We start from the raw sequence: 22,099 nt of genomic DNA on the forward strand, positions 1-22,099 counted from the left end.
GGTCATGTACTCCTTGACGGTCGGCTTGCCGCTCATCGACCGTTCGTACGGGAAGCGTACGGAAAAGCGTAGCCACCTGCTGTCTGCGGCGGGCTGGCGATCGTCAGGCGCTCAGTCTTCCGGGAACGTCACGTCGGTGTCGAACTCGAGGGTCGGGACCTGCCTGGCGTCGTCGATCGCCTCGAAGAACCGATCGGCGATGACCTCCCGGACGACCGCCGAGAGCTCCGTGAGGTCCTCGCCGGTCGTCGTCCCGAGAATACCCAGCGGCACCTGTGCGCCCGCCATGTCGGCGTGACCGCCGGCCGATCCCACCTCCGCGAACGCGTCCCGGAGCACTTCGCCGAGATCGACGTCGGCTCCACGGGCACGCGCGGAGCCGTACGCGACCCCGTCGGTGAAGCCGTACACGAAAGTGACCGCGATCCCGTTCATGTTGAGTAGCCCGTCTGCCGCCTGCGACAGCGCGTCGCGGTTGGAAATCTCGCCGACACAGGAGCTCAACACCGAGTTTCGCACGTCGCGGTTCCGGATCGCCCGGGCGATCGTGTCCATGGTCTCACCGGAGACGCCGGGCGACTCGATCCGCTCGAGCGCCGTCACGTCGGCCATCGGGACGAGATATGCGGCGGCATCGAAGTCCGGGGCGGCTACTTCCCGCGTGAAGTCGCGGGTGTCGATTCGGATGCCGTACAGCAGTGCCGTCGCGAGTGTCTCTCCGGGTTTGATCCCCAGCCGATTGAAATACTCCGCGAGCAGTGTGCTCGTTGCCCCCACGTCGCTGCGGATGTCCGTGTACGGTGCCTGGATCGGCTCTCTCATCGGGTGGTGATCCACGATCAGATCGACCTCGGTTTCGGTCGGTAAGCTGTCGTTTATTCCCGGCCGCGAGTGGTCGACCAGCGCGATCCCGTCGTATGCGGACGGATCGAACTCCTCGATCTGACGGATCGGAAGGTCAAGCAGGTTCACCAGCGCCCGGTTCTCCTGGTGGGCGATCTCGCCGAAGTAACAGGCATCCGCCTGGACCCCGATCTCCTCTGCGAGTCGGCTCAACCCGATCGCACTGGCGATCGCGTCGGGATCCGGGTTGTCGTGGGCGAACACGCCGAGGGGGCCAGACAGTCCCCGAAGCGTCGCGTGGAGGTCGGCCATCAGCTGTCCCCCTTCGCCGGCGGCGGCGTCGAGAACTCGCTCGGCGACCGCCTCTGTCGGGTCGATCAGCCGATCGGTCACCCGCGTTAGTGTTTCGACGGCGTCGGGTGTCGGATCGGTCCCGACGGACGCGAGAATCTCCGCGTCGGGGAATGCTCCCCTTGCCGCGCCGGCAGCAGCGACGTTCCGTTCTGGTCGATCGGAGGCGACGATCACGACGTCGGCTGCGTCCGGAAACGTCGACGGATCGGTCGGGTCGCCCTCCCGGGCGGGAATACTCTCCTCGCGGAGCGTGGATGCCCAGCCGCTGTCGGCGGTGACCACGTACAGCGCGTCCCGTCCCTTCGAGACGCTCTCGATGACGGTGTGTGCGATCGTCCCGCACCCGAGCACCAGCCGCCGTATCATATCTCTCGCCACGGCTCCCGGGCGGAAAACGCTACCGTCACGTGGTGACTTCGGCTGGGTCGACACGATAGATCCGGACGGTCTCCGTTTCGAAGGCGAGTTCGACCCCGTCGAACTGTTCGAAGGAAACCTCGCCGTATCGGTCGCGCTCCCCGGGACCGACCCACACGTGGGTGACCCCGTACTCCTCGAGGACGGCGACGCGCTCGGCTTCCTCGCCGGCGTACGCCCGATCGACCGCGTTCGCTCTCGACCAGTAGGTGTCGCCCCCGCGGTAGCCGATCTGGTGTTGCCACCCGGCGACGGTCGGGATCCCGGTAAGACTCGAGGCCGGGTTGGCGTTCCAGGCGTACATTCCGGGCTCGCTGGGGGTTGCCGCGAGTCCGCTGGGCGAACTGTACGCGCCCGGCGCCTCAAGTAGCGTCGGCTCCCGGTCGATAGCTGTCGCTTCCGCGTCGGCGTTGTCGTCGATCCACTCGATCGCCGGCGCCTCTTCCGGGTGGTCGCGCTCGAGGAAGGCGGTCGCGTCGAGAGTGCCCGCGTCGTGCCGGTCGAAGTGGGCGTCCAGCGCGAGCGCGGCGTACGGGAGCGTGGTCAAAACCAGGAGCCCGACGAACGCGCGGCCAGCGAACCGTCGGGTGTCCGGACTGGGCCACCAGTCGGCGATCCGATCCCGCTCGGGCGGCTCGAAGAGATCCGAGAGCACCGGCCCCATGGCGACCCCCCACAGTACCCACACCTGGAAGTACGTCTTGAAGACGGTGTTGAGCCGCCCCGGACCGGCCTCCTCGGCGACGTACACGAGCTCGACGATGGTGACGAGCCCGGCCCCACCCACCAGAAGCACGGTTTCGAATCCGACCTCGCGCTCGAGGCGAAACGCGATCCAGCCGCCGACCAGAAGCGGCGCGACGACGACCAGCGCGGCGAACTCGAAGAGCACGCCCGAGACGGCTCCAAACGCCACCGCGACTGCAAGCGCCCCACGACCTCCGGAACCGAGCGTTCCGAAGAGAAATGCGAGAAACGCCGCGAGGAACGCGCCGTGTACGACCATCAGCGCGCCCAGTCCCGACCGATCCGCAGCCTCCAGGATCGCGACCGTCTGACCGGCGCTTGCGCCCAGCAGGAACGACGCGCCCAGAACAAAGCCCACGGCCCCCGAAAGCGCCGCGACGACCAGCGCCCCGCCGGTTCGACACAGTTCGGTCGACAGCGGTTTTTTCTCCCATCCCGACGGCGCGTCGGTCGTGGTGTCGCCGCCGGCCACCGACCGAAGCACGGTTTCGATGCGTTCTCCGCCCGGCAAAAGCAAAAGCGGCCTCGCGGGTGCGAACGCGAGCGCCAGCCACGCGACGCCGAAGATCGTCGGGAAGCTCCAGGTGTCTGTCGGGATCTGGAACCCGCCCAGGATCGGAAGCACGACGAACACCAGCAGCCGTCGTCGTCGGAGTCGCTCCGCCGGCGTCTGCCAGTAGGCGAACGCGACCGCGACAGCCAACAGAAGGAACGAGCCACCCATCATGTGGGCGTGGAGGTCGCCGTTGAGCCAGGCGAAAAGCGGGAACTCGTTTATAGTTCCGGGGATGACCCGGCTCGCGGTCCAGTAGCTGAACCCGTCGACGCCGGCGAGGAGATCGGCGGCTTCCGGCTCCGCGCGGGCGGCGACCAGTTCGGCGACCCGTCTCCGAATCCCTTCGGGGAGCCAGCCCGCCAGCAGCTGTGTCGCGGTGAGCAGGTTGGCGGCGAGACCGACGAACACCGCCGCGAACGCGCCTGCCCGGCGCCGCGAGAGCCCGCGTTCGGACGCGACGTTGCCGGCGAGATCGAACGCTGCAGTGACCAGCATCGCGTAGAAGCCGGCGAGCGCGAGGTTGTACGCGTACTGTGGCGGGGTCGCCGTGAGCCCGGAAAGTAGCGTCGCTGCGAGGTGGCCGCCGTAGTAGTACTGCAGCGGCTCCCCGGCGAACCACATGTCCGGCGGCGGGAGCGTCTCGGCGCGAAGCAGCGTCCGCAAGAGCCCGTAATCCAGGAACTTCTCGCCGCCGATCGGGTTCACGGCGGGGTCGGCCGACCGGATCGCGATCACGAGCAAAAACGCCGCCGCGAACACGACCGCTGCGTCGGCGGCGCCCCGGCGGTTGAACGGGAGGTCGTCGTCGACCGAAAGATCGCCGGCCCGGAGTCGGTCGAGATCCATCGTGGAGGCAGCCGAGAGCGCGACGAGCACCGCGAGTCCGATCCACAGGGTCCACCAGCCGAACGCGATCTGCCCAATCCAGTAGGCGACGATCGTGACGACCGTGACCCCGACGATCGGCGCGAAGCCGGCGCCGCCGGTGGAAAACCGAGAAAACAGCCGAGCGCCGATCGGATAGCCCAGAACAGCCAGGATCGCGAACGCGAGGATCCACCGTCCGACGAGCAGATACTCCATCGTCAGTGTGGGGCGTGCGATCCACCATACGCTTTCGGATTCGAACGGGTTTTTAAGCCCTCCGACGAAACCGTCGTTCGTGTCCACCGTCGGCGTTGTCGTCCCCGCGTTTCGCCCGGACGTCGAGCGGACGCTGTCGTATCTCCGGGAGCTGGAGTCGGTTCTCGCGCCCGAGGTCATCCGGCTGGAGCTCGACGATCCGGATCCGGACGTCGTTGCAGCGCTCGGGGACTCGCCCGCGACGGTCAACGCGGTCGACCGTCGCCGGGGGAAGGGGGCGGCGATAACGGAGGGGTTCGACGCGCTCGAAACCGACGTACTGGCGTTCTTCGACGCAGACGGGGCGACGCCGCCGGGGTCGGCCGAGGCGGTCGTCACCCCGGTCGTCCGCGGTGAGGTCCCAGTCGCGGTCGGCTCGCGGCGGCATCCGGACTCGCGGGTTTCCGGTCATCAGGGCGTCGTCCGTCGGGTTCTCGGGGACGCGTTCGCGTGGTCGGCCCGTCGGTTGCTCCCAGCGAGGCTGTACGACTACCAGTGTGGCGCGAAAGCGCTCACCGCAGGCGCCTGGAGGGACGTTCGCGACCATCTGACCGAAACCGGATTCGGCTGGGACATCGAACTGATCGCGACCGCGGCTGCGCTGGGCTACCGGATCCGGGAGGTGCCGATCGAGTGGGAGGACCAGCCCGGTTCGACGGTATCGCCGGCGAATGACGGAGTCCGGATGGCGAGAACCCTGCTGTCGGCCAGTTTGTGTGCCCGGAACGTGCGGCGCGAAACCGACCGCGAGGGGGAGGGAATCGACGCGTGATCACCGCGGCGATCCGGGAACTGGCCACCGCAGACCGGTTCGGAAAGTTCCTCTCCGTGGGCGCTGCGGGCGCCGTGCTGGATCTTTCGGTGAGTTCTGCAGTGACGATCGGCGGACTCCCGCCGGAGTACGCCAAGGTCATCGGCGCCGAGTGTGCGATCATCGCGATGTTTTTCGTCAACGACCGGTGGACGTTCCCCGAACACGGGGAATCCGGGGTACTCTCGACCGGCCGGAGACTGCTCAAGTCGAACCTCGTCCGGAGCGGCGGGCTTGTGGTCCAGTTTCTCGTCGTGAGAACGCTCACCCGACTCGACGTCAGCGTCGTCCTCGCCGGAACCGACGTGTGGGCGTTTTTGACGTTCCCGATCGCGATCGGGTGTGCGTTCGTCTTCAACTACACCGCAGAGAGTCTGATCACCTGGCGGGTGCTTCGGGACCGGTAGCTGAGGCAGTTCGAAGACACCGGAAAAATCGACGACGAGAGGTTCGTCTCGCGACTGCGACGCTCGCTACAGTTTCTCGAGGTTGTCTATCTTCTCCTGTGGCCAGTCGTAGAACGGTTCCTCGACCTCCTTGAGCGACTCGACACAGTCGTTGTACTCGTCTTTCGCCTCCTCGACGAGCGGATCGTCGGGATTGGTCTCGATCCAGTCGCGGAGATCCTGCAGCGCCTTCGGCGAGTACGTCTCGATTTTGCCTTGCCGCTCGATCATTTCCATCTTCCGTTCGTCCTGACGGAGCGTCTTGAACAGGGCCCACGTGGCGAGCACCCAGAACGCGATGATCGCGATGACCATCCCGATCCAGGCTTCGAGCGAAATCCCTGCGACCTGTCCGACCACGACGGCTGGTTCAGCCATCAGTCGTCACCTCCCGGTGCTGCGGCTCCGGTAGTTGCTTTCGATCTGTCGACGTATTTCATGATCAGGTAGCCGGCGATCGGGAACGCGATGAGGACGCCGACGCCCGCGATCATTTCGTCGGCCATGAAGTTCTCGTAGGCGAAGAACGCCATGATCGCGACCATCACGGCGGGGATCAGGTACTTCACGATCGGGTTGAACCACGTGTCGACGTAGATCCCGCTGGTCTTGTTCACCGACAGCACGCGGAGCCGTTCGGGGCCGAAGTACCAGCCGATACCGACCATCACGGCCAGCGTGGCCAGCGGCAGCCCCCAGTTGGCGAACGTGAAGTCAGCGAAGTCGAGGAACGTCACCGAGTAGGCGCTCGGCAGGCCGAGCAGCCAGATCGTGCTACAGACCGCCAACACGCTCTGATTTCGGTTCAGCGGACTCTCCTCGAAGATCGTGGTGACGCTCACCTCGGTGATGACCACCGCGGAGGTGAACGCTGCGAGGAAGAACCCGACGAAGAAGACGATCGCCCACAGGTCGCCGATCGGCATCGGCTCGAACACCTGCACCAGCGTGATGAACGTCAGCCCGGCGCCCGCGTCCGGATCCAGCCCGTAGGCGAACACCAGCGGGAAGATCGCGAACGCCGCGAGCACGCCGATCGACGCCTCGCCGATCGCGGTGAAGAAACCGCCGCCCAGCGGCGCGTCGTCGTACTCGCGCAGGTAGCTCCCGACGGTGATCGCGATACCCCAGCCGAGACCGGTCGAGAACAGCGCCTGACCGAGCGCGGCGATCCACGTGTCACTGATCAGCAGGTACTCCCACTGCACTGTGAAGGTGAATTCGAGCCCCTCGGCGGCACCCGGCAGGGTCAGGGCACGGATCGCGATCGCGGCGAGGGCGATCACAAGCCCCGGAACGGCGTACACGACGAGCCGCTCGACGCCGTCACGGATACCCAGCACGAGCACGCCCGCAACCAGGGCCATCACGATCGTGTGCATGAGGACCATGATGCCCGGGCTGTTGGTGAACGCGGTCCAGAACGCCTCCGCCTCGAAGCCCGCGGAGGTGAACTCCAGGGTGAACGACTGGAGCATGTAATACAGGATCCAGCCGACCACAGGCGAGTAGTACGTCATCAACGCGATGTTCACGAGGATGACGATCACCCCGAGCCCGGCCATTCCTCCCGGGCCCGTACAGTCTCGCAACGCCCCGATAACACCTTTCTCGCTGTACCGCCCCAGCGCCGTTTCGGCCATCAATCCGGGAACGGCGATAAGGAACAACAGTATCAGGAACGCAAGCAGGAACGCTCCCCCACCGTTCTCCCCGAGTACGAACGGGAACCGCCAGATGTTCCCGGAGCCGACCATGGCGCCGATCATTGCCATCAGGAACCCGAACCGGGTCCCCCACTCTGCGCGTGATAGTTCAGCATCACTCATGTCATACCATGCCTCACTACTGGCAAGCGACCACAAAGTACTTAATTCTTGATGGTTCCCTATGATGATTGATAGGTTGTACCATGAGATTTCATCTCGTGACAACGGCCGATGACTCCACGGTCGAACGGACGAACGCCTCGAGCAGTCACTTCCTTTTTCGGAATCCTGAACAGTAATGATTACTGTGTGTCAAATCGATTCAGCGCGAGCGGCTCGAGCAGATCCGGCTTTATCCCGCTCCGTAGCCACTCTCCGACCAGTTCGCCGAGCGCCGGCGCCGTCGTGACCCCGTAGCCGCTCATCCCGACAGCGAGCAGGTAGCCGTCGACAGCGGTGTCGTCGACGATCGGCAGCCCGTCCGGGGTCACGGTCCGAAGGCCGTTCCACTCGTTCAGGATCCGAACGTCCGAAAACGACGGGAAGTACCGGTCGATAACGTCGGCGACGGTGAGGTAGTACGACTCCTCGATGGGCCGGGCGTGATCCGGATCGAACCGCGTGGTGTCCTCGTAGGCCCTGGCGAACCGACCTGCAAGCAGGTCACCGCTCCCTTCCTGTCTCACGTACACTTCGTCCTCGAAGAACGTCAGCGGAACTGGGTGATTCCGATTCGCCTGGAGGACGACGATCGGCCCCTCCGTGTGGCGCAGCGGCGCGGAGACGCCGACCATTTCGTTTATTTCGTGCGCCCACGGTCCGGCCGCGTTTATTACTCGCTCCGCGTCGGTTTGCCCCTCCGTCGTCTCGACGCCCGCGACGGCGCCCTCCTCGACGATCACGTCGGTGACGGCGACCCCGATCTCGATCTCCGCGCCGCGGTCCCGAGCCCGGGCGACCATGTGCTGGATTATCTCGTTGGGATCGAGCACGCCGTCGTCGGGGACGAGGAGGCCCCCGGCGAACCTGTCGGAATCGAGCCCATACGCCGAAAGATCCGACGGCGAGACCAGCTCGGCGGTAAGTCCGAACTCGTCGTATGCCGCGTATAGCTCCCGGAGATGTGTCATCTCGTCCTCCGAGGAGCCCGTATGCAGGGTTCCGATCGGGTCGAACTCGAACTCGCCCGCCTCGATCAGCGGTTCGTACCACTCCCAGGACAGCTCTCGGCGCTCGTGTTCCGCCCGATCTGGGCTTTCCTGATATCGGATGAACTGTGCGATCGACGCGGCCGTCGTCCCCGAGCCCAGCGAGTTCTTTTCGAACAGTTTGACGGGACGTTCCCCCTCGGAGAGGTGGTACGCGAGACTCGCACCGACGATGCCGCCACCGACGATTACTGTGGGTTTCATGGCGATTAGATGCTGTCGGCCGGCTTGCCGTGGCCGGCGGGATCGTCTTCGAATCGGTCCAGGCTGAAGAACTCGACGTCGAAGGCGTCAGTCGAGCCCGCCGCGACCAGATCGCTCAGTGCCTTCCCGACGACTGGGCCGTGTTTGAAGCCGTGTCCGGAAAACCCGCAGGCGACGTGACAGCCGTCCGGTCCGACCCGATCGATCACGAAGTCGTGATCCGGCGTGTTGGAGTAGATCCCGCCGTAACTGCCACGCAGACCCGCGTCGGCGAGTTCGGGAACGAACTCGACGAGTGATTCGGTCAGTTCCAGCACCGTCGACTCCTCGACCGTGCCGGTGGGCGCGTCCGGACCGACGGTTTTCCCGGTGTGGTGTGTCGCGATCAGGACGCCGTCGCCGAAGTCCGACCGCACGTACCAGTCCCCGCCCGGCGGGGCGGTCGTCGGGATCTGTCCGACGGCCCCCTGGTCTAACCCCTCGCCCGGTTCTAGGAGAAGTACCTCCTCCCTCGTGAGCGTGACGGGTATCTCGACGCCGAGTGGCGCAAGTAGCTCGGGAGTCCACGGTCCCGCAGCCACGACGACTTTCCCGGTGTGAACTGTCCCTGCGTCGGTGGTTACACCCGTGATGGCCCCCTCCTCGACCAGGAAATCGTCGACGGTGATCCCCGTGAGCACCGTCGCGCCGTGTTCCGCAGCCGCCCGTGCGAAGCCGCCGGCCGCGTCGGCCCCGTCCGAATAGGCGGCAGTTTCGTCGACGATGCCGAACTCGACGTCACCGAGCGACAGCATCGAGAACGCCTCCGCGAGTGCGTCCCGATCGTATTCGCTCACGGGGATCCCGAGCGAGGACAGTACGTCGAACCCCTTCCGGGCGTAGCGACCGGCGGGGGTGTCTTCCCGGCCGAGCCTGACGAGAGGGTTCGGTTCGTACGCGATGGGCTCGCCTGTGTGTTCCTCGAACTCCCGGTAGAACTCGTGGCTCCAGGCGGCCATCCGAGTGTAGATCTCCTGTGGGCCGTAGTGGTGGCGAAGGATCGCCGAGGAATCACCGGTCGAACCGCTGGCGATGTTGTCTCGCTCCAGAAGCGCCACGTCCAGTTGCGTCTCCGTGGCGAGAAAGAAGGCTGTGCTCGTTCCCACGATCCCGCCGCCGACGATCACCACGTCGGCCCGGTCCGGGAGCGACTGGGTTCCCATGTACGTCGGCAGTCGGGGGGCAGGCAAATAGCTTTCTCGGCCGGGGCGGTAGCCGATACGAAACGTTGAAACCTCGAACAGGCAAAAAGGAGCTATGGAACTGCGGGTCATACAGAAGACGGACGTCGAACTCCGCATCGAGATCGCTGGGGAGGACCACACGTTCATGAACGTGCTGAAGGGCGCGCTGCTCGACGAGGACGGAGTCGAGGCCGCGACCTACGACATGAACCCCGAACAGTCGGGCGGCCAGACGGATCCGGTACTTTCGATCACGACCGACGGCGACGTCGATCCCCTCGACGCGCTGGAGTCGGCCGCAAAGGCAGTGAGCGACCAGACCGACGACTTCACTGCGGCGTTCGACGCCGCGGTATAGTCGAGCGACCCGGACGTTTCCGGCGGCGCTCCCCCAGCGGTGCTCCCCCGGCGGCGCTTTCACCTCCGATCGGTTACTGGGCGTCGACCACCGCGACTCCGGCGAGGTTGACGATGTCTTTCACTTCGTCGCCCCGCTGGAGAACGTGGACCGGTTTTTCCATGCCGACGAGCATCGGGCCGATCGCCTCCGCGCCGCCGAGCCGCTGGAGCAGCTTGTAGCCGATGTTGCCCGCCTCGAGGTTCGGGAAGATCAGCACGTTCGCCGGCTCCTCGAGTTCGGCGAACTCGTAGGTGCCGTTCAGGATCTCCTCGACGACGGCGGTATCCGCCTGCATCTCCCCGTCGACCGGGAAGTCGACCTCGGGATCCTGATGGAGCATGTCGACTGCACGCCGTGGTTTCCGGGTCCCCTCGTTGTCGACGCTGCCGAAGTTGGAGTACGACAGCATTGCCGCACGCGGTTCGACGTTGAACCGGCGTGCGAGTTCGGCAGTGTGGCGCGTGACCTCCGCGAGCACCTCCTCGTCGGGGGACTGGTTTACGGTCGTGTCCGCACAGAACACGACGCGGTTCTTGAACGTCAGCATGTACACGCCCGCGGCGTAATCGGTGTCCTCTGCGGTTCCGATCACCTGCAGGGGCGGCCGAAGCGCGGACGGGTAGTGGTGAGTGAGGCCGGTGAGCAGGGCGTCGGCGTCTCCCTGTTCGACCATTACGCTTCCGAAGTAGTTGGAGTCGCGCTTGATCAGCTCCTCGGCCTCGCTTCGCGTGATCCCCTTCCGCTTTCTGAGTTCGTAGAGCCGCTGTGCGTACTCCTCGTGGTTCTCCTTTCGCGGATTGACGACGGTCGGCGAGAAGGCGAGCCCCAGTCGCCGTGCCGTCTTTTGAATCTTCTCTTCGTTGCCGAGCAACAGGGGCTCTGCGATCCCCTGTTCTTCGAGCTGGTAGGCGGCACGGATCATCTTCTCGTCGGTCCCTGACGCCAGCGCGACCCGCTTGGGATCGCTTTTCGCCTTGTTCAACACAACCCGCATCATCTCCCGGGACTTTCCGAGGCGAGCTTCGAGCCGTTCGACGTACGCCTCGATGTCGATCTCCTTTCGGGCGGCCCCAGACTCCATCGCCGCCCGTGCGACCGCCGGCGCGACCTCGAACAGCACCCGCGGGTCCAGCGGTTTCGGGATGACGTATTCGGGACCGTACTGGAGCGGCTGATCGCCGTAGGCTTTGACGACGGCGTCGGGCACGTCCTTTCGCGCCAACTCCGCGAGCGCCCGTGCGGCCGCCCGCTTCATCTCTTCGTTGATCTCGGTCGCGCGAACGTCCAATGCTCCCCTGAAGATGAAGGGGAATCCCAGCACGTTGTTCACCTGATTCGGATAGTCCGATCGGCCGGTCGCCATGATGACGGTGTCCTCGCGGGCGGCTTTCGCCGCCTCGTAGTCGATCTCCGGGTCCGGGTTGGCCATCGCGAACACGATCGGGTCTGCGGCCATCGACTTGATCATCTCCGGGGAGACGATCCCGCCGATCGACAATCCCACGAACACGTCCGCGCCGCGCATCGCGTCCGCGAGGTCGCCCTCCGGTACGTCGCGGGCGAACTCCTGTTTGTACTTGTTGAGTTCTACCGCCCGCGACTCCGTGATGATTCCCGAGGAGTCACACATCGTGATGTTCTCCTTTTTCGCTCCGAGCGAGACGTAAAAGCGGGCGGTCGCGATCGCGGAAGCGCCCGCGCCCGAAAAGACGATCTCTATGTCCTCGATCCGCTTGTCGGTGATGTCGACCGCGTTCAACAGCGCGGCGCCGGAGATGATCGCGGTGCCGTGCTGGTCGTCGTGAAACACCGGGATATCCATCTCCTCGTGGAGCCGGGTTTCGATCTCGAAACACTCCGGGGCCTTGATGTCCTCGAGGTTGATCCCCCCGAACGTCGGCTCCATCGCGGCCACAGATCGGACGAAGTCGTCGGGATCGGCGTGATCGAGTTCGACGTCGAACACGTCAATGTCGGCGAAGCGCTTGAACAGCACACCCTTCCCCTCCATGACGGGTTTCGACGCCTGTGCACCGATGTTCCCGAGCCCGAGCACCGCCGAGCCGTTCGAAACGACGCCGACAAGGTTCCCCTTCGCGGTGTAGGCGTACGCCTTCTCGGGGTCGTCGTCGATGTCCATGCAGGGCGCAGCGACACCGGGCGAGTACGCGAGACTCAGATCTCGCTGGGTGTTCGTCGGTTTCGTTGTCGATATCTCGATTTTCCCCGGCGGATCTCGCCGGTGGTACTCGCGGGCGTCGTCTTCCAGTCCCATGGTGGGACGTCCCTGCGGGCAAGTAAAAATCTATGTATCGGTGTCGAATGATTTATTCGTCGAACGTCGAACAGGCCCGCGCTGTCGATCGGTCCCGACGGTGTCGGCTTCCAGTTTTGTACTGTCCGGACCGTCGAGAAATCGTTCCAGCGGGACGCATGCGCCGGGCGAGCGCGCGAACCCAGAGTAAAAACGTCGTCGTCAGTACTTCGGCTCCGCGCCGGTGGTCTCGTAGATCCGATCCATGATCCCGTCGCGCCGGCGCTGCCACTCCCGGAACCCGTCCGGCGAGGAGGGGTACCGTTCGTACTCGTCGATGAGTTCGTCGGCGAGCGACTTCGTTTCGTAGAAGTTCCAGATCTGCCCCCAGTACCCGAAGCTCTGTATCGCCGTCTTCAGTTTGAGTCCGAGCCCGACCGACGTCGTCCCCGAGTACAGCGCTTCGGCGAGTTTCTCCCCGGGCAGCGTCGCGAGAAGCCCCATCAGGTCGTCGACGTCGACCGCTGTCGAGAGGATGTTGTACACGTCGAGCCCGGCGTATCGTCCGCCGAAGTGGTCCATCACTCGTTCGTTGTACTTCCACAGTGCCCCCTCCGAGACGTCACCGTCTGTGATCGCTTCGACTGCCTCCTCTGCGGCGTACTTGCCTGCGTAGGCGGCGCCGGCGATCCCGCCGCCGGTCGTCGGGTTGACGTGTGCGGCGGCGTCGCCGACCGCCATGAATCCGGGGGCGACTGCGGAGTCGTACGGTCGCCGGGTGGGAAGCGCCGCGCCGAGTTTGTCCGTCACCGTCGCACCGGAAAACTCCGGTCGGTTCTGGAGGTCCCGTTTCAGGTCCTGCACCAGCTTCATCGGCTCTTCGTTCATCTGGAATCCCAACCCGGCGTTGATCTCCGTCTCCGTCCGGGGGAAGTACCACAGATACCCCGCCGACCGTTCTGTCGGTTTGAACACCAGCGCGTCGTCCCACTCGACGGGTTCGGGAACCTCTACGATCTCCCGATAGGCGGAGCTGAACTGAGAAAACGAGACGTTCGTGTCGAAGGTCCCCTCGGAGAGATCGGCCGCGTCCTGCAGGATCGACAGCGATCCTGCGCCGTCGATCACCACGTCCGCGTCGTACTCGACGACGTTGCCGTGTTTTTTCCCGCGAATGCCGGTGACGCGCCCGTCGTCGGTCTGTTTCACGTCGGCGACGACCGTCTCGTAATCGATCTGGACGCCTGCGTCGGTCGCCCCGTCGATGATCCGTTTCCCGTACTCCCACCGATCGATCACTGCGAGTTCCCCCGGGACGGGGATCTCGAGTACAGTGTCCTCCTGTGGGATCTCGAACCGACCGTGATCGACCGCAGGGTTGGTGATCGCCGGCTCGATCTGGGACTTCGGGATCGCGTCCGGGAACGCGTCCGCTCCCTTGAGGGCGTCTCCGCAGGCGATATGTCCTGCCTCCGATTCGTTTTTCCGTTCGACAATACAGACGTCGAGCCCTTCGCGTGCGGCTGTGGCGGCGGCGTAACAGCCGGCGGTGCCCGCGCCGACCACGACCATGTCGTACTCCTGGGCGGTCATTGCACTGTTGTGACTGCCGGGGGAGCAAAACTCTTTATCCCGAATTGCGTCGGGGAGTCACGGTCAGGAACCTGCTACGGCGGCCTTCATTCTGCGCGGGCAGCAGCTTCGACGGCACCTTCGATGGCGTCCCGCGCGCTGGCGACCAGCTCTTCGACGTCGTCGCTTTCCGCGTACAACCGGACGTACGGCTCGGTCCCGCTGGGACGAACGAGCAGCCACGAATCGTCGGGAAACGACAGTCGGATCCCGTGCTCGGTGGAGACGTTCGACGCGGGGAACGCCGCCGGTAGCGTCTCGGAAAGCTGCTCCATCGCACCTGCTTTCCGGTCGTCCGGGCAGTCGACGCTCACCTTCCGATACGGTCGCGCGGACACCGGGGCACAGAGCCCATCCAACCCCTCGCGGGCGACCAGACACGACGTTACGGCGGCGCTTGCGACGCCGTCGATCCAGCCGCCGAACGCGGTGTGGATATGTTTCCACGGCTCCGCGGCGAAGACGACGTCCCCACCGTCGGCCTCGACAGTCGCGATCCCCTCGTGGAGAGCACCCAGCCTGACGCGCTCGACGCGCCCACCCGCCGCCCGAACGCGCTCGTCGATCCGGCTCGAGGCGTTCGGCGTCGTTACCACGACCGGATCGCTCGATCGGGCTCCCGGTTCGTCGGCTGTCGACCGCCGGACGTACTCTTCGGCCAGAATCGCGAGGATCGTGTCTTCGTGAATCACCTCCCCCTCGGGATCGACGACGACGATCCGGTCGGCGTCCCCGTCGTGGCCGATCCCGAACGCGACGTCGTCGGCGTCGGCGAGGAACCGGCGCAGATCGGACAACGATTCCGGGGTGGGTTTGCTCTCCCGCCCCGGGAAGTGACCGTCGACGTTGCCGTTGAGGGTGAGGACGGTCGCACCGAGCTCGCGCAACACCTGCGGCGTGGCGAGCGACGCCATCCCGTTGCCACAGTCCACGGCGACTCGCATCCCCGCAAGCGGCGGTTCCTCGTCGGATCCGACTCCGCTGAACGACGCCGCGTATTCGACGACTGCTCGCCGATACGCCGGAAGAACGCTCGTCGTTTCCGCTTTTGTCCAGTCGTCCCACGCGGCCGGTTCAGTTCCCGCCGCGATCGCCTCCTCGAGTTCTCCCTCCAGTTCGCGGTGGAACTCGCTGCCGTCCGCAAACAGCTTGATGCCGTTGTCGTGTGGTGGGTTGTGCGATGCGGTGAGCATCACACCGCGGCGCCCGCGCGAGGCGTACGCGAGCGCCGGTGTGGGGAGCTGTCCCGCCCGCAGGGGACGGGCCCCGGCCGAGGCCACCCCGGCCTCCATCGCCGCCGAAAGCGCCGGACCGGTGTCCCTGCCGTCACGGGCGATCACCACCTCGGGCGGGCCGCCCGTTTCCGATCTCCGCCCGAGGCCGGTCCCGGCGTCCTGCTCTCCGATTCCGGTTCCGACCGCCTGCCCGACCGCCAGTGCGAGCCGTGGAGTCACTCGAGTGCGTGCGTCCCCCCGGATACCCGCGGTCCCGAACAGATCCATACACGTGCATCGAACGCGGGTAACCTGAGTCCGTCGGTTCGAATACCTATAAGTGAATCAAGGGGTGAGAGTAGCGTATGAGCGAGCAAACGCGAGCGCACGTGTACGTTTCGGGGAACGTACAGGGAGTGTTCTACCGGGCGAACACGCGTGATACGGCGAGAGAACTCGGCGTCGACGGCTGGGTTCGGAACCTCGAGGACGGCCGGGTCGAGGCCGTCTTCGAGGGGTCCGAACCGGCGGTCGAGCAACTGGTCGACTGGTGTCACGAGGGCAGCCCCGCCGCCGACGTTTCGAACGTCGACGTCGAGTACGAACAGCCCACGGGACTAGATGGGTTCGAGGTCAGGTGGTGATTCAGTGACCACCAACCACGTTCTGGTTCACGTGTTCGCGTATCCGTGGTTCCTCGTCGGCACTGTCGGCGCTGCGGTGCTCGGGTACGGCGGATACATGCTCCTCGAAGGGGCCTTTTTCAGTGGGGAGTCCGTCACCGGGGAACCGCTCATGATCGCGCTGTTTGCACTCATCGGCGGATTGATTCTCATGATCCTCGGCTGGACGAAGGCCGCACGGCTCGCGTTCGAGTTTTGAACCGTCGGGCCGACGATCACGGAAACGAAAAATCGAAGCCGTCGTCGCCGATCAGGCGAACAGGACCGCCGCCACCGCCTGCGCCGTCTCGATGACCGGGCCGATTCCCGGCAGCAGCAGTACGGTCGCCACGGCAGCGAACATGATCGCCGCGTAGATCCCGGTCGGTCGGGAGCCGACCGCATCGAGGCTCCCGGTGGGGTCGTCGATCCACAGCGCTTTCACCACGCGGCTGTAGAAGTACAGCGACAGCGCGCTGTTCACCGCGCCGACCGCCGCGAGGTAGACGAAGCCGTTCTGGATCGCGCCCGCGAACAGGAAGTACTTCGAGAAGAACCCGCCGAAGGGCGGCAGCCCCGCGAGCGAGAACATGAACACCGTCATCGCGACGCTGGCCATCGGGGCCTTCCGGGCGAGACCGGCGTAGTCGTCGTAGGTCCGTCCGACGCCCCAGTACTCGACCATGGCGACGAACAGGAACGCGCCGGTGTTCATGAACCCGTAAACGAGAAGGTGGGTCATCGCCGCACCCATCACGTCCGCGTTGTGGGGACCGCCGGCGGAAAGCGCCGCGAGCCCGATCAGCGCGTAGCCCGCGTGCCCGACCGACGAGTACGCGAGCATCCGTTTCACGTTCTCCTGGACTGCCGCCGCGAAGTTACCGACGGTCATCGTCAGGACCGCCAGAATCGCAAAGGCGAGCGCCCAGTCGACGTTGATCGCGGCCGCGGTCGCAAGCGGGAACGCTTCGACGAACACCCGGAACGCCACCACGAAGCCGGCGGCCTTCGAGGCCGACGAGAGGAAGGCGCTCACCGGTGCGGGCGCGCCCTCGTACGCCTCCGGCGCCCAGAAGTGGAACGGGACGGAGGCGGTCTTGAACGCGAACCCGCCGAGCACCATCAGGATACCGATGCCGGCGACGCCGGCCAGCCCGTCGACGTCGGCGAGGCCGGCGGCGACCTCCGGCAACAGCAGCGAGCCAGTCGCGGCGTACACGAGCGAGATCCCGAACGCGAATATCGCAGACGAGACCGCGCCGATGAGGAAGTACTTCGTCCCTGCCTCGATGCTGCCCTTGTCACTCTTGAGGAACGCGACGAGGGCGTACGACGGCAGCGACGCCAGTTCGAGTGAGACGAACACCGTCGCCAGCGAGTTCGAGACGGCCATCAGCGCCATCCCGGACGTCGCAAACAGCACGAGCGAGTAGAACTCGGCGGTGTTGTCGAGGTCTTCGAGGTAGTTGAAACTCGCGACGACGACCATCGCCGCGACGGAGGCGAAGATGGCGGTGAAGAACAGCGCCATTCCGTCGACGACGATCGCGTCACTGAAGAACGTCACCGCGCCCCCGTTTACGGCGTCCCCGGCGACGAGATACCACACCGAAAACGCCAGCGCAACGAGCGCGCCGGTCGCCGATATACCCGCGAACAGTCCGTTAGACGGGTCGTCGGGGCGGATCGCGTCGACCGTCAACAGCAGGAGTGCCGTAAGGATCAACACGACCGGCGGCGCGAGCGCGAACCACTCCGAGGCCGCCATCACCGATTCGGGTGCCACCATTACAGTCCACCTCCGTTCTCGACGAGCGGCATAACTGCGTCCCTAATCATCTCGAAGAACAAGTCGGGGACGACCCCGAGCACGATGATCGCCGCGAGCAGCGCCGCAAGCGGCAGCACGTCGTGAACCGGAGCGCGCCCGACGTCGTAGTCGGCTTCCAGCCGGTACGGCCCGAACAGCGTCTTCTGCATCGCAAACAGCAGGTAGCCGGCGACGATGACGATGCCGAACATCGCAAGCGCCGTAAACAGCGGCATCAGTCCGGCGGCGGCCGGCGAGCCGAACGAGCCCACGAAGATGAAGAACTCGCCGGCGAATCCGGCCATCAGCGGCAGGCCCATGTACGCGAACGCGCCGGCAACGAGGATCCACACCGCGATCGGCATCCTGTCTGCCATCCCGGACATGTCGGTCACCATCCGGGTGTGGGTCGCGTTGTACACGACGCCGACCGCCATGAACATCAGCCCCGAGATGAGGCCGTGGGCGATCATCTGGAACGTCGCGCCGCCGACGCCGTACTCGGTAAACGCGACGAGTCCGAGGATGACGTAGCCCATCGACGACACCGACGAGTAGGCGACGATCCGCTTGAGGTCCTGCTGGGCAAGCGCGAGCATCGCACCGTAGATCACGCTGAGCACCGCGATGATCGCGATCGGGATCGCGAGCGCGGACGCCTGCTCGGGAAGCATCGTGAAGTTGAACCGGAGCAGCGCGTAGGTGCCCATCTTCAACAGGACGCCCGCCAGCATCACCGACACCGGCGTGGGCGCCTCGACGTGGGCGTCCGGCAGCCAGGTGTGAAGCGGGACGACCGGCACCTTCACCGCGAACCCGAAGAACATTGCGACGAACGCTGCCGTAAGCAGCGTCGACGGCGCCAGGCCGAGGATGGGGTCGATCTGTCCTGCCGCGATCGCGGCGGTCGTCTCCGGCAGACCGAACGTCTCGACCGGCAGCGAGAAGACCAGCGCCATGTAGCCGATGAACATTACTAGCGACGCCACGTTCGTGTACACGAAGAACTTGATCGCGGCGTACTTCCGGCGCGGGCCGCCCCACACGCCGATCAGGAAGTACATCGGCAGAAGTACTGCCTCCCAGAAGACGAACCACAGGAAGAAGTCGAGCGCGACGAACACACCAAGCAGGTTCGCCTCCATGAACAGCATGAGGCCGTAAAACTGGCTCTGGCGTTCGTCGATCGGCGTCCAGGCGCTCACGATCGAAAGCGTCGTGAGGAACGCCGTCAACACGACCAGCGGCAGACTGATGCCGTCCAGTCCGACGAACCACTGAATCTCGTAGCCCGCGAACTCGACCCACGTCGCCTGCGTCTCGAACGCGAGCGTCCCGTCGGTAAGCGCGTTACCGGCGGCGTCGAATCCTCGCCACAGGAGTAGACTGCCCGCAAGCGGGATCAGGCTCAGTGCGAACGCCAGCTTTCCGGCGTACTCGTCGGGCGACAGCAGCACGACGAACGCCGAGAGGAACGTCACGGCGAGTAGCGCTTCGAGCATCACAGGAACCACCCCCCTGCGACGCCGAGGATCACGATCAGCGCTACGAGCCCGAGTGTAAGCAGCGCAGCGTAGTTGGTCACCACGCCGGTCTGGAGCCGCCGAACGCGGCTCCCTGCAGCGAGGCTGACCGAGGAGATGCCGTTGACGACGCCGTCGACGACGCCCTGGTCGAACCGATCCGCGGCGCCCGCGACGTCTGCCGCCCTGTTCGCCAGCCAGACCTGGTATTCGTCCTGGTAGTAGTTGTTGTACAGCACGTCTTTGACCGTTCCGAGTTTCTCAGTGTGTTCGGTCGGCTCGGGGACGTTGTACAGCTGCCAGGCGACGAGCAGCCCGAGCACTGCCAGCCCCAGCGACACGCCGGCCGCGACGATCACGGTTACCTCCGGCGAGTCCGCGATCGTGCCGGCGGAGAACGCAATGAGATCGTTGTAATGCGAGTAGCTCACCGCAGGGAACCCGGAGTCGAGCCACTGTGTGAGATAGTCCAGCTGGATCCCGGTGAGCTTCTGGACCGGGACCATGTTGACGAAGCCAGCGACGACCGCCAGCACGCCGAGCACCACGAGCGGGAACTTCACGTTCCAGCGCACGCCGTGGGGGTCCTCGGCGAGGTCACTCCGGGGCTCGCCGTGGAAGGTGAGAAACACCATCCGGAAGGTGTAGAAGGCGGTCACCGGTACGGCCAAAAGCCCCATCACGTACGCACCGAGCAGGAGCGGTTCGTTCAGGCCGTGAACGAACGCCTCGTACAGCACTTCGTCCTTCGACCAGAAGCCGGCGAACGGGAAGATGCCCGCGAGTGCGAGCGACCCCGCGAGGAACGTCCAGTAGGTGACCGGCATCCGGTCTTTCAGGCCGCCCATGTCCCACATGTTCTCGTTGTGGTGCATCGCGATGATCACCGACCCGGCGCCGAGGAACAGAAGCGCCTTGAAGAACGCGTGGGTCATCAGGTGGAACGTCGCGGCCACGTAGGAGCCGACACCCAGCGCGAGCATCATATACCCGTACTGGGAGATCGTCGAGTAGGCGAGCACCTGCTTGAGTTCGTCCTTGACGACGCCCATCGTCGCCGCGAACAGCGCGGTGAACCCGCCGACAAAGGCGATGATCGCCAGCGTGGTCGGGGTCACTGCATAGAACCCGTAGATCCGCGCGACGAGGTAGACGCCGGCGGCGACCATCGTCGCGGCGTGGATCAGCGCCGACACCGGGGTCGGGCCTTCCATCGCGTCGGGCAGCCAGGTGTGCAGCGGGAACTGCGCGGACTTGCCGACGACGCCGCCCAGCACGAGCAGGCCGACGATCGTCAGCCAGGTCTCGACGCCCAGGTCGCCGGGCGTCCAGATCGTCTCTTCGCCCTGCATCGCGAGATCGGCCAGTTCGGGGAACGAGCCCGCGCCCGCGAACTGGGCGGTGCCGAACGTCGCGAAGACGGCAACCACGCCGATCAGGAAGAAGTAGTCGCCGAACCGCGTAACGAGGAACGCCTTCTTTGCGGCACTGGGCGGACCTGCCTCGCGGAACCAGAAGCCGATGAGGAGGTACGAACACAGCCCCACCAGCTCGAAGAACATAAACGCCATCAGCAGGTTGTCCGCCACGACGAACCCGAGCATCGACGCCGTGAACAGCCCGAGTCCGGCGTAGTACCTCGGGAGGTCGCGTTCCCCCTCGTCGTTCATATAGCCGAGGCTGAACACGTGGACGAGGAAGGCGATCAGCGACACGATCACGAGCATCAGCGCCGAGAGCGGATCGATCAGGATTCCGAACGTGAGCTCGTAGGTGTCGGCCGCGGCCCACGTGTACAGCGTTTCCTGGATCGGGTCAGCCCCCAGCGCGAGCGACGCGCCCACCCAGATCGAAAACAAAAGCGATCCGGCGGTCGCGGCGATCCCGGCGAAGGCCCCTTTCTTCGGCAGCAGTCGTCCAGCGAACACGCTGATGACGAACGCCACGAACGGCAACAACACGATCGCCGGTACGTAGTCGAATGCAGCCATGAATTTACCACCTCATCGTTGCGGCTTTGGTCACGTCCAGTTCACCGAAGTTGCGATACAGCACGAGGATGATGCCGAGCCCGACGGCGACTTCCGCGGCCGCGAGCGCGATTACGAACAGCGTGAACGTCTGTCCGGTCATGTTCCCCCAGTACAGGGAGAACGCGACGAAGTTGATGGCCGCCGCGTTCAGCATCAACTCGACAGACATCAGGAAGTACAGTGCGTTCCGCCGCGTCAAAACACCGAACAGACCGATGGAGAAGACTGCGGCCGAAAGCAGCAGGTAGTATTCCGGTGACACCATCAGACGTCACCCCCTTCGGAAGCGCCCCCGTCGGCGGCCGTCGCAGCACCGCCGGCAGGTGCAGCGTCCGATTCGTCGTCTGTGCCGCCGAAGCCGGTCTCGAACCGACCACCGTCCTCGCGTTTGGCGAGGAAGATCGCCGAGTCGATCGCGACGTCGAGGGCGATCGCGATGATCAGGAACGCCGCGAGGAAGCCTTCAGCGGGGATCCCGCCCAGCTCGAGATCGAACAGGGCGTATCCGAGGTTCATCACGAGCGACTCTCCCTCCGGAAAGCCCGCGGCGGCCCCGAACGGTGCGGTCACGAAGACGACCGCCATCACGACGAACAATGCGACCGCGGCCAATCCCGGCAGTAGCCGGTTGCGTCCTGTCATGCCGTTACCACCTCCGTTTCGTTGCGCGTCAGCATCACGGCGAACGTGATGAGCACCAGTACCCCGCCGACGTACACGAGGATCTGAACCGCGGCGAGGAACTCCGCCTGCAACATCACGTAATGCACCGCGACGCTGATCAGCGCGCCGCCCAGCATCAACACGGCGTTGAACACGTTCCGTGCGAGGACGACGCCCAGGCTGAACCCCACTGTCACCAGGGCGAACAGCGCGAACGCGACGATTTCATATACCATTGTGTTAAGTGTGCTTGAGGTATCCCTTTGAA

At 65.2% G+C, this 22,099-nt stretch carries 20 protein-coding genes; 5 read left to right on the forward strand and 15 right to left on the reverse strand.

Annotated features, from left to right (window positions below; all coding sequences use genetic code 11):
- Positions 1–111 precede the first annotated feature (111 nt).
- Positions 112–1,563, reverse strand: a complete 1,452-nt coding sequence (locus RH858_RS11510) for a DHH family phosphoesterase (RefSeq protein ID WP_259533124.1) — start codon at positions 1,561–1,563, stop codon at positions 112–114.
- 37 nt (positions 1,564–1,600) lie between these two features.
- Positions 1,601–4,000: a DUF2298 domain-containing protein gene (locus RH858_RS11515; protein ID WP_310561932.1), complete on the reverse strand. Its 2,400-nt coding sequence runs from the start codon at positions 3,998–4,000 to the stop codon at positions 1,601–1,603.
- Between the two features lie 79 nt (positions 4,001–4,079).
- Between RH858_RS11515 and RH858_RS11520 the strand changes: the two genes are divergently transcribed.
- Both RH858_RS11520 and RH858_RS11525 read left to right on the forward strand, forming a co-directional pair.
- Positions 4,080–4,811, forward strand: a complete 732-nt coding sequence (locus RH858_RS11520; protein ID WP_259533122.1) for a glycosyltransferase — start codon at positions 4,080–4,082, stop codon at positions 4,809–4,811.
- Complete coding sequence (locus RH858_RS11525) at positions 4,811–5,257, forward strand: GtrA family protein (RefSeq protein ID WP_259536416.1); 447 nt, start codon at positions 4,811–4,813, stop codon at positions 5,255–5,257. The genes RH858_RS11520 and RH858_RS11525 overlap by 1 nt, the downstream gene beginning before the upstream one ends.
- A gap of 66 nt (positions 5,258–5,323) precedes the next feature.
- Here the strand turns inward: RH858_RS11525 and RH858_RS11530 are convergent, their stop codons facing one another.
- From RH858_RS11530 to RH858_RS11545, 4 genes are all read right to left on the reverse strand, one after another.
- A complete protein-coding gene (locus tag RH858_RS11530) occupies positions 5,324–5,674 on the reverse strand; it encodes a hypothetical protein (RefSeq protein WP_259533121.1) in 351 nt (116 codons plus the stop codon).
- Positions 5,674–7,125 carry a sodium-dependent transporter gene (locus RH858_RS11535; protein ID WP_259533120.1) on the reverse strand — a complete coding sequence of 484 codons (1,452 nt, stop codon included), beginning with the start codon at positions 7,123–7,125 and terminating at the stop codon, positions 5,674–5,676. The genes RH858_RS11530 and RH858_RS11535 overlap by 1 nt, the downstream gene beginning before the upstream one ends.
- 182 nt (positions 7,126–7,307) lie before the next feature.
- Positions 7,308–8,417: an FAD-dependent oxidoreductase gene (locus RH858_RS11540; RefSeq protein ID WP_310561933.1), complete on the reverse strand. Its 1,110-nt coding sequence runs from the start codon at positions 8,415–8,417 to the stop codon at positions 7,308–7,310.
- 5 nt (positions 8,418–8,422) lie between these two features.
- On the reverse strand, positions 8,423–9,619 hold the full coding sequence (locus tag RH858_RS11545) for an FAD-binding oxidoreductase (RefSeq protein WP_259533118.1): 1,197 nt from the start codon (positions 9,617–9,619) through the stop codon (positions 8,423–8,425).
- Between the two features lie 94 nt (positions 9,620–9,713).
- Here RH858_RS11545 and RH858_RS11550 point away from each other — a divergent pair, with 94 nt between their 5' ends.
- Positions 9,714–9,998 carry a DNA-directed RNA polymerase subunit L gene (locus RH858_RS11550; RefSeq protein ID WP_259533117.1) on the forward strand — a complete coding sequence of 95 codons (285 nt, stop codon included), beginning with the start codon at positions 9,714–9,716 and terminating at the stop codon, positions 9,996–9,998.
- Between the two features lie 73 nt (positions 9,999–10,071).
- On the opposite strand, the gene RH858_RS11555 is transcribed toward RH858_RS11550, so the two are convergent.
- The 3 genes from RH858_RS11555 to RH858_RS11565 form a co-directional block, all read right to left on the reverse strand.
- Positions 10,072–12,315 (reverse strand): NADP-dependent malic enzyme, encoded by a 2,244-nt coding sequence (locus RH858_RS11555; protein ID WP_259533116.1) that lies wholly within the window; start codon positions 12,313–12,315, stop codon positions 10,072–10,074.
- Between the two features lie 201 nt (positions 12,316–12,516).
- Positions 12,517–13,887 carry a geranylgeranyl reductase family protein gene (locus RH858_RS11560; protein WP_259533115.1) on the reverse strand — a complete coding sequence of 457 codons (1,371 nt, stop codon included), beginning with the start codon at positions 13,885–13,887 and terminating at the stop codon, positions 12,517–12,519.
- A gap of 86 nt (positions 13,888–13,973) precedes the next feature.
- Positions 13,974–15,428, reverse strand: a complete 1,455-nt coding sequence (locus RH858_RS11565; protein ID WP_259533114.1) for a phosphomannomutase — start codon at positions 15,426–15,428, stop codon at positions 13,974–13,976.
- Between the two features lie 77 nt (positions 15,429–15,505).
- Here RH858_RS11565 and RH858_RS11570 point away from each other — a divergent pair, with 77 nt between their 5' ends.
- Both RH858_RS11570 and RH858_RS11575 read left to right on the forward strand, forming a co-directional pair.
- Positions 15,506–15,784, forward strand: coding sequence for an acylphosphatase (locus tag RH858_RS11570; RefSeq protein WP_259533112.1), 279 nt, complete (start codon positions 15,506–15,508; stop codon positions 15,782–15,784).
- 4 nt (positions 15,785–15,788) lie between these two features.
- Entirely contained in the window at positions 15,789–16,022 is a 234-nt protein-coding gene (locus RH858_RS11575; protein WP_259533111.1) for a hypothetical protein, read from the forward strand.
- A gap of 51 nt (positions 16,023–16,073) precedes the next feature.
- Here the strand turns inward: RH858_RS11575 and RH858_RS11580 are convergent, their stop codons facing one another.
- The 6 genes from RH858_RS11580 to RH858_RS11605 are packed head-to-tail and all read right to left on the reverse strand — an operon-like array spanning position 16,074 to position 22,067.
- On the reverse strand, positions 16,074–17,591 hold the full coding sequence (locus tag RH858_RS11580) for an NADH-quinone oxidoreductase subunit N (RefSeq protein WP_259533110.1): 1,518 nt from the start codon (positions 17,589–17,591) through the stop codon (positions 16,074–16,076).
- Positions 17,591–19,114, reverse strand: a complete 1,524-nt coding sequence (locus RH858_RS11585) for a NuoM family protein (protein ID WP_259533109.1) — start codon at positions 19,112–19,114, stop codon at positions 17,591–17,593. Before RH858_RS11585 ends, RH858_RS11580 begins: the two co-directional genes overlap by 1 nt.
- Positions 19,114–21,126: an NADH-quinone oxidoreductase subunit L gene (nuoL, locus tag RH858_RS11590; RefSeq protein WP_259533108.1), complete on the reverse strand. Its 2,013-nt coding sequence runs from the start codon at positions 21,124–21,126 to the stop codon at positions 19,114–19,116. Before nuoL ends, RH858_RS11585 begins: the two co-directional genes overlap by 1 nt.
- Before the next feature lie 4 nt (positions 21,127–21,130).
- Complete coding sequence (nuoK, locus tag RH858_RS11595; protein ID WP_259533107.1) at positions 21,131–21,433, reverse strand: NADH-quinone oxidoreductase subunit NuoK; 303 nt, start codon at positions 21,431–21,433, stop codon at positions 21,131–21,133.
- The gene (locus RH858_RS11600; RefSeq protein ID WP_259533106.1) at positions 21,433–21,810 is read right to left on the reverse strand and encodes a proton-conducting membrane transporter; all 378 of its coding nucleotides are present in this window, start codon (positions 21,808–21,810) and stop codon (positions 21,433–21,435) included. The genes nuoK and RH858_RS11600 overlap by 1 nt, the downstream gene beginning before the upstream one ends.
- Positions 21,807–22,067 carry an NADH-quinone oxidoreductase subunit J gene (locus RH858_RS11605; RefSeq protein ID WP_259533104.1) on the reverse strand — a complete coding sequence of 87 codons (261 nt, stop codon included), beginning with the start codon at positions 22,065–22,067 and terminating at the stop codon, positions 21,807–21,809. The genes RH858_RS11600 and RH858_RS11605 overlap by 4 nt, the downstream gene beginning before the upstream one ends.
- Positions 22,068–22,099: the final 32 nt, after the last annotated feature.

The organism is Halalkaliarchaeum sp. AArc-GB (genome assembly GCF_031432225.1).
In the GTDB taxonomy this organism is placed as follows: domain Archaea; phylum Halobacteriota; class Halobacteria; order Halobacteriales; family Haloferacaceae; genus Halalkaliarchaeum.